The organism is Paenibacillus sp. PastF-3, assembly GCF_029893135.1.
GTDB classification, from domain to species: Bacteria; Bacillota; Bacilli; order Paenibacillales; family Paenibacillaceae; genus Paenibacillus_AQ; species Paenibacillus_AQ nitricinens.
On sequence record NZ_JARXWM010000021.1, the window covers coordinates 103,709 to 110,759 of the forward strand.

A 7,051-nucleotide genomic window follows, 5' to 3' on the forward strand; every position below is an offset into this window, starting at 1 on the left:
CTTAGGGAACTTTTAATAAATTCCCCAATGAGGCCCTATTTTTATACGCTAAATCTCAATGGTGTTAAAAAGGAAGGGAGCTCCCCTAAGATAATTCCTTAGAATCGCTTGCGCATAAGGCTGTTCTGCTTTCAGTCCCTCGGTTTCTCTAGGGTCGGGTGCGTAATGGCAATAATTTTCGATCATAACCATGACCATAAAATTCTCTAAAGTCTGAAACCACTCCCCATCAAGCTTGGCCACACTTTCGTAACCCCTAATGACCAGTTCTCTTTGTAAAGGATACAGCCCTAGAATGGTATGTGCCACATCATAAAGATAATATCCCCAGCCACATCTTCCGAAATCAATCGGTCGAGGTTCACCCTCTTTAAATATGATGTTCCCTTGATGTAAATCACCATGGATAACCCCATATGTCCTTCTGTTCTTATTTTTGTGCTGCTTGCTTAACCAGCCGTATAATTTCTCAGCCGCAGACTGATACCTAACGAACTCATCATCCGAAAGAAAACTATGGTAGTGCAGCTTTAATCGGAGCATTGCTTTTCTAAAGCTATGTTCATCCCACACGGGACGATTAAAACCTGGAGGTAACTCAAGCTCCTGTGCCGCTTTATGTAGCTCGGCTAATAGAACGCCTTCTTTGTAAATTTGTTCTTCGGTAAGTCTTTCGTTCGCATGTTCACCTTCAACCCAGCGCATTAACGATGCATATATACCATCCCCATTACCTTGCTCCACTTTGAACGTAACAGAACCTGTTCGATCATGAACCCCTTTCGGCAGGGGGACATCCATTTTGCTCGTCAAAAGCTCCAGCCAAGCGATTTCAGAGTTAATTTCCTCTTTAGATCTCCCCGAGTGAAGACGCAGCAAAAAAGTCCCCTCTTTATTGGTCTCTATTACAAAAGTGCAAGTGTCCGATCGTTGGTTGAAACGAATCTGTGTCCAATCGAGGTCAAAGTGCTGGAGCGCCATTAAAGCTGCTTGCTTATAATTATTTCTCATCGCAATGGAATGTACACATCAACCTCATCAGGCCATGTACGATTAGCAAACTGATAAACTTCAATCGCCAGTGCACGATCATTACTTTGCAAATCGTTTTCCCTTACATAACTATGAAGAACCTCATAGGAATCACCTTTGGATTTTACATGAACATACTGCTCTCGCTTCATCGCTTCTACTCTTTCCGTCTCGTCCCCTACAAAAGAAGAAGTAATACTCAAGCCTATTAGCTTCATCTCCGGTAATTCGAGCACTTGAACTACACCTTCATCCATCATGAATAATTCATCCCTTCTATGATTACTTAAAATGAAAATATCTGAAATAAATATTTCTCTTGAAAATAATTTCAGAAAACTAAATAATATAAAGCAGTACTACATGTCGGATCTATCATCTCAATAAGGGTGGAGCTTCATTACAGACAGAAGAAAGGTTGAACATCGGCACCATGAACGCAATTCCAAGCCTCAACAAGGAACCAGCCCGTGTGGAAAAAACACGCAAAGAACCTTTCCCCATCTCTATTCTTTCGCTTACGGTAGGCGCTTTTGCCATTGGAATGACTGAATTTGTCATCATGGGTATTTTACCAAATGTAGCCAAGGATTTACAGGTTAGTATTTCAACGGCAGGCCAGCTCATTACGATGTATGCCCTTGGGGTAGCCGTCGGCGCTCCTATCCTAACCATCCTTACACAACGAATTCCGCAAAAGAAACTGTTATGCCTGCTCATGGTATTATTTATTCTAGGTAACGGAATCTCAGTATTTGCTCCAAACTATGCCGTTCTTATGATAGCTCGGATCATCACAGCTTTAACACATGGAACTTTCTTTGGCGTGGGCGCAGTGATCGCTTCTAATCTGGTCAAGCCCAATAGGAGGGCCGGAGCCGTATCTATTATGATGGCGGGTTTAACGATATCCAATATTGTTGGCGTTCCTTTAGGAACATTTATTGGACAAAGCATGGGCTGGCGCGCCTCATTTGCTGCGATAGCAGTCATGGGAGTCGTTGCACTAATCGGCATTCTTATTTTCATTCCAAAGCTTAAACAAGACAAACCTGCTAGTGTAATCCAGCAAATTTCTGCGCTAGCTAATCCTAAATTGCTTCTATTCTTACTGATCGGTGCGCTTGGTAACGCCAGCTTGTTCACGGTGTTCACTTATATTGCGCCCCTGCTTCAGCAGGTGACCGGATTTGCCGAGCATAGCGTGACATGGATTCTAGTCCTCTTTGGCTGTGGTGTAACCATCGGAAATATCATTGGTGGGAAGCTAGCGGATTGGAAGCTGATGCCTTCTATCGTGGGACTTTATTTTGCAGTTAGTGTCATTCTTACGATATTTTCCTTTACAATGCACAGTCCAATTGCTGCGGTCATTACAATCTTCTTCTGGGGTTTGGTGTCCTTTGCGGTTATGCCAGGACTACAAATACGGATCATGAGTCTGGCTCAGGCCGCTCCCGCACTCGCTTCAACGACTAGCCACTCCGCAGGGAATCTAGGGAATGCAACGGGTGCCTTCATCGGTGGATGGGTCATTTCTCATCTTGCGATTACTTCGCTGCCATGGGTCGGTGCCGTTCTGGTAGGACTCGGTCTGGTACTTGGGATTGCTTGTTATATAGCAGAACGCAAAGAGAAAGTAGCGTAATTTTTTATAGGGCAATATTAAAAAAACGAGGGTGTCTCCAAAGCGATAAAAATAGCTTAGAGACCCTCGTTTTTATTTTACAAACTATAGCTATCTACTATCTTATGGCTTCATTCTTCTAATGCTTAGCATCTGATTTGCCCCTTTTTGAAATTCGTAAGGAACCTCCATCTCCGCCACAGCAAAGCCTTGTTGAACCATCTCATCTATTAGGCGATCTAGATGCTCATATCTTTTGCAAGACAGATCAACTAAAGGGAAAATACGAAGCTCTCCTCTAGTCACCCGCATAAGTTCATTAACAGTCCTTAGATGAAAATCATAGTCCAGCCGATCATTATACGTAAATAGGAAATGCGCAGACAATGTCAGATCAAAATCCTCATCATTGAACGGCAGATTAGGTAAAATCACAGGAACATATCGCTTCGGGGTTTGTCTCTGATCCTTGATGTTATCGTTTAATGCCTTACTTCTCGCTTGTGTTAAATCCTCTATAGACTTGAAGTAGTCCCATACAAAATTGCCCTGTACCTTATCCAACTCAGACATAGCATGCTCAATATCTTGAACCCCTTTATCTCCAAGCTCTTCCGCAGAGTAGTAATAAGCGATATCCGCAGCAGTCACGTCACTCCCTAACTGATTCGATATTGCTGTAAAAGAGCAGGCACCTGCAGGACAATCTAAAATCCGCCGGCCTACAAGATCCGCTTCTTGCAATTTGAACATCTGCAAATACTCTTCAAAGGTCCTTCCAATAAAAACAATCCTCTCTAACTCAAGCTTTCTCTCTGCTCCGCTCATCTCATCTCACCTTTCCTCATCTCGGCTAATAGGCTCGCTTTTCACTTCTGTTTAAATATATGTATAAGATAATCTATAAGAAGTCCTAAAATTAGGAACGTCCCAAAATGAATTACATACGTGGGGAATTTGACGCTGATTAGTATACTGCTTGCAGCCCATTCCGTATTATTAACATCAACCATCCAGTTTGCAAAGGGCTTCATAAAGATCAGCGTATCTATAATTGGATTAAGTCGCACAAGAATGATGTTTGCAATCACAATCCCCAAATAATCACCCAGACAGATGATGATACTAATAATCGAAAGCCAGAAACTGAATTTCCTCCTAAAAAACATCAAACACCGCCCTCTCTATTTTTTCTATTTCTTAACAATTCGTTTAAAATTCAAAATATCCTTGTTGAGATTAGTTCCTGCTTTAAAAAATGATACAATCTGGAGCTCGCTAGCTTGAACGGATAATCCGAAAGTTTGCATAGGATTCCGCAAGTCATATCAATCATTTCTCCCTCCAGCTTCCGCAATACCGTTCCTGCAGGCGCTGGATTCAGCATAATCTCAGGGACAAGAGCGACACCTAAACCACTTTCCACAAAATATTTTAGAGCTGTCATGCTTCCAATCTCCATAGTATCTACTGGTGCTCCACCTGATTCCTGCAGCACATTTTCTAGTTTTTTGCGATAAGGACAGTTCACTGCCGTTATAAGTAACCGATGAGCCCGTAAATCCTCTGGCGTGATATTCTCTTTGGAAGCTAACGGATGCTCTTCTGGCATAAGTAACACAAATTCCTCCGTAAATAAGGGTTCAAAATAAAGCTCTTTCCCCAGCTCTGGTGCTGAACAAACAGCCATATCAATTTCGCCTCGCAAAAGTAGTTCACTGAGTGCAGCGGTTCCCGCGATCTCCACGGAGACCCTCACTTTCGGAAACTGCGTCATAAAACTACTTAACAACTGCGGCAAACGATAGCTCGCCGTCGGATCCGTTACCCCTATGCGGACGTTGCCAGCCTCGCCTATCTTCAAATCGGCCAAACGGCTCTGTAGCCGCTCCATATCCTTAACAATATGTAAGCTCTCTTCATAAAACAATCTACCAGCTTCTGTTAAGCTGATTTGTTTTCCCCGCTCAAGCAATTGACATCCTAAGTCGGTTTCAAGCCTCTGCATTTGCATCGTGACCGTTGATTGAGCATAATTTAATGCCTCTGCTGCACGGTTAAAGCTTCCTGAAATCACAATGGCTTGAAAGGTTTTTATTGTTTTTAGATCCATTCCTGAGCCCTCCACTACTTAGTTCAATTAAATTGAACCAAATCTTCAATTAATTCAATTATACGAAATCCGATAATCATTATAGAATACTCTCTATCAACAACATATGCCAACCAAAGGAGTGAATGAGGATGAATCTAAACCATAAAGTAGCCTTAGTAACTGGTGGTGGTACTGGAATTGGCATGGCTGTAAGTCTGGAATTAGCCCGACGCGGAGCCTTTGTTGCAGTGAACTATTCCAGATCCGAGGCAGAAGCTAATGAAACCGTGAATACGATTATAAATCAAGGTGGGCAAGCGATAGCAGTACAAGCCGATGTTTCTAAGGATCAGGAAGTGCGAAGTATGGTTCATTCGATTATTCAGCATTTTGGGACGGTTGATCTGCTGGTGAATAACGCCAGTATTACTAAACATATTTCGCTGGGTGATCTGGAAAAAGCAACGGAGGAAGTCTGGGATGAACTATATGCTGTAAATGTGAAAGGAATGTTTTTTTGCGCCAGAGCAGTTGCACCGTATATGCATAAAAGTGCCTCAGGAGCCATCGTCAATCTCGGCAGTATCGCCGGAAACACTGGATTAGGCTCCTCCCTTCCTTATGCCGTCTCCAAAGCGGCTGTTCATGGCCTTACGAAATCTCTAGCTCATGCGCTAGCTCCAACGATTAGAGTGAACTGTGTCGCACCGGGTGCTGTTGCTACTCGATGGTGGTCTGGTCGAGAAGAACAGATGCATCAATTAGCCCCTAATCTGCTGCTCCAGCGTATTTCATCCACTGAGGATATCGCTCAATTCGTCTGCGCAACTCTGGAACAGGAAGCCATAACCGGGCAGATCATTACTGTAGACAGTGGACAAACATTGTAACAACAAAACAAACGGCATATCAATTGAAGCGCCGATAGAATCATTAGGGAATTTCTCCCTATAATTCTGACAAATCTACTCATCCAATTAGTAATTACGGAAAATCTCCCTATAATTTAGCTGATTTGCTGAAAAATAAAGAAATCCCCCTGATTTTTAGGGAGGAATTCCCTGTTTTCGTTCATTTAAGGCTAAAATCGGCTATTTACAGGGAGTTATTCCCTAATTATTCTCTAGCCTACACCTGGCCATGGTTTAGCTTATTCTACAAAAAAAGAAGCCGCCCCAAAAGTAGAAATCTCTACTTTTAGGACAGCATTTTCAATGTAATGCTTGGTGAAGATTCTTAGTTAGGTTCACTACCCCAAATCAGATTACCTGAGACGTACACGGGTGCTTTGCTCCAGTCCACATAATTGGTATCCACCGCATTAAAGGAATAATCTCCGGTTTGCGTGTAATTCGTCCAGTCCTCTTTAGACACACGCACCTGGATATCGATGCTGCCACCCGCAGCAAGTGAACCTGCTGCACTTGTGAATCCGATCTCAAAATAATAATCCGCATCCGCTTTAGCGGTTGGCAGCTTCACAAATGCTCCAGTTACATTCGCACTTCCCACCTGTGACCAATCGCAGAAGAAGCTTTGCGGCTTCTCCCCATCAATCGTGTAATAGTATCTTAATTTCACATCAGAGAGAGTAACTGCACTTGTACTCGTATTCACCAGTTTAAACTTTGGATTCAGTGTATTTCCAGAAGCAGATAATGTACCGTTATACATCTGTACCTTCAGTGCTGCTGTAGGAGCTACTGTCGTATCTGCAATGGTGAACGCCAAGGATTGCGCAGCTCCTGCACTAAACTCAAAAGATAACGTTGTTGTTCCTAACGCTTGTGTCGCTAGATACGATTTTTTAATCGTCACCGTCGATCCGCTGACTGTGTAATCCGTTCCAGCTACGAGCGTGGCTGTTCCGTTCTTGATCGTGCTGAGTGTGTTTCCGTTCAGCGTCATGGTTACTGCTACATCTGCTTGATTCGCAGTTTTCTTATCAAAGCTTGCGGTTGTTGGCGTTATCGTGGAGTTGGATACTGGTGTTGTCGTATCTGTCACCGCAACCGCTAAGGATTGCGTAGCTCCTGCGCTAAAGCTGAACGTCAGTGTAGTCGTTCCTAACGCTTGTGTCGCTAGATACGATTTTTTAATCGTCACCGTCGATCCGCTGACTGTGTAATCCGTTCCAGCCACGAGGGTGGCTGTTCCGTTCTTGATCGTGCTGAGTGTGTTTCCGTTCAGCGTCATGGTTAGTGCTACATCTGCTTGATTCGCAGTTTTCTTATCAAAGCTTGCGGTTGTTGGCGTTATCGTGGAGTTGGATACTGGTGTTGTCGTATCTGTCACCG

Annotated in this window: 8 protein-coding genes; 2 read left to right on the top strand and 6 right to left on the bottom strand. The window is 43.4% G+C overall.

All coding sequences use genetic code 11. The annotated features are described in order from the left end of the window. Window positions 1-48: 48 nt before the first annotated feature. Both M2444_RS28775 and M2444_RS28780 read right to left on the bottom strand, forming a co-directional pair. Entirely contained in the window at window positions 49-1,011 is a 963-nt protein-coding gene (locus M2444_RS28775; protein ID WP_280788701.1) for a phosphotransferase enzyme family protein, read from the bottom strand. Then, window positions 1,008-1,292, bottom strand: coding sequence for a hypothetical protein (locus M2444_RS28780; RefSeq protein ID WP_280788702.1), 285 nt, complete (start codon window positions 1,290-1,292; stop codon window positions 1,008-1,010). Before M2444_RS28780 ends, M2444_RS28775 begins: the two co-directional genes overlap by 4 nt. Window positions 1,293-1,465: 173 nt before the next feature. On the opposite strand from M2444_RS28780, the gene M2444_RS28785 reads away from it, so the two are divergent. After that, the gene (locus tag M2444_RS28785) at window positions 1,466-2,680 is read left to right on the top strand and encodes an MFS transporter (RefSeq protein WP_280788703.1); all 1,215 of its coding nucleotides are present in this window, start codon (window positions 1,466-1,468) and stop codon (window positions 2,678-2,680) included. Window positions 2,681-2,782: 102 nt separating this feature from the next. Here M2444_RS28785 and M2444_RS28790 read toward each other — a convergent pair whose 3' ends face one another. From M2444_RS28790 to M2444_RS28800, 3 genes are read right to left on the bottom strand one after another with little or no spacing between them, the layout of a single operon-like run. Further along, window positions 2,783-3,487, bottom strand: a complete 705-nt coding sequence (locus M2444_RS28790; protein WP_280788704.1) for an SAM-dependent methyltransferase — start codon at window positions 3,485-3,487, stop codon at window positions 2,783-2,785. Window positions 3,488-3,528: 41 nt separating this feature from the next. Next, on the bottom strand, window positions 3,529-3,831 hold the full coding sequence (locus tag M2444_RS28795) for a hypothetical protein (RefSeq protein WP_280788705.1): 303 nt from the start codon (window positions 3,829-3,831) through the stop codon (window positions 3,529-3,531). A gap of 47 nt (window positions 3,832-3,878) precedes the next feature. After that, complete coding sequence (locus tag M2444_RS28800) at window positions 3,879-4,772, bottom strand: LysR family transcriptional regulator (protein ID WP_280788706.1); 894 nt, start codon at window positions 4,770-4,772, stop codon at window positions 3,879-3,881. A gap of 131 nt (window positions 4,773-4,903) precedes the next feature. On the opposite strand from M2444_RS28800, the gene M2444_RS28805 reads away from it, so the two are divergent. Continuing rightward, window positions 4,904-5,644 (top strand): SDR family NAD(P)-dependent oxidoreductase, encoded by a 741-nt coding sequence (locus M2444_RS28805; RefSeq protein ID WP_094878776.1) that lies wholly within the window; start codon window positions 4,904-4,906, stop codon window positions 5,642-5,644. 346 nt (window positions 5,645-5,990) lie between these two features. Here the strand turns inward: M2444_RS28805 and M2444_RS28810 are convergent. Next, window positions 5,991-7,051: X2-like carbohydrate binding domain-containing protein (locus M2444_RS28810; protein WP_280788707.1), on the bottom strand; the 1,061-nt coding region annotated here is incomplete at its 5' end.

What these genes read in the sequence shown, in the direction of transcription:
- M2444_RS28775 (WP_280788701.1), bottom strand. Translation starts at nt 1,011, where the DNA reads ATGAGAAATAATTATAAGCAAGCAGCTTTAATGGCGCTCCAGCACTTT.
- M2444_RS28780 (WP_280788702.1), bottom strand. Translation starts at nt 1,292, where the DNA reads ATGATGGATGAAGGTGTAGTTCAAGTGCTCGAATTACCGGAGATGAAG.
- M2444_RS28785 (WP_280788703.1), top strand. Translation starts at nt 1,466, where the DNA reads ATGAACGCAATTCCAAGCCTCAACAAGGAACCAGCCCGTGTGGAAAAA.
- M2444_RS28790 (WP_280788704.1), bottom strand. Translation starts at nt 3,487, where the DNA reads ATGAGCGGAGCAGAGAGAAAGCTTGAGTTAGAGAGGATTGTTTTTATT.
- M2444_RS28800 (WP_280788706.1), bottom strand. Translation starts at nt 4,772, where the DNA reads ATGGATCTAAAAACAATAAAAACCTTTCAAGCCATTGTGATTTCAGGA.
- M2444_RS28805 (WP_094878776.1), top strand. Translation starts at nt 4,904, where the DNA reads ATGAATCTAAACCATAAAGTAGCCTTAGTAACTGGTGGTGGTACTGGA.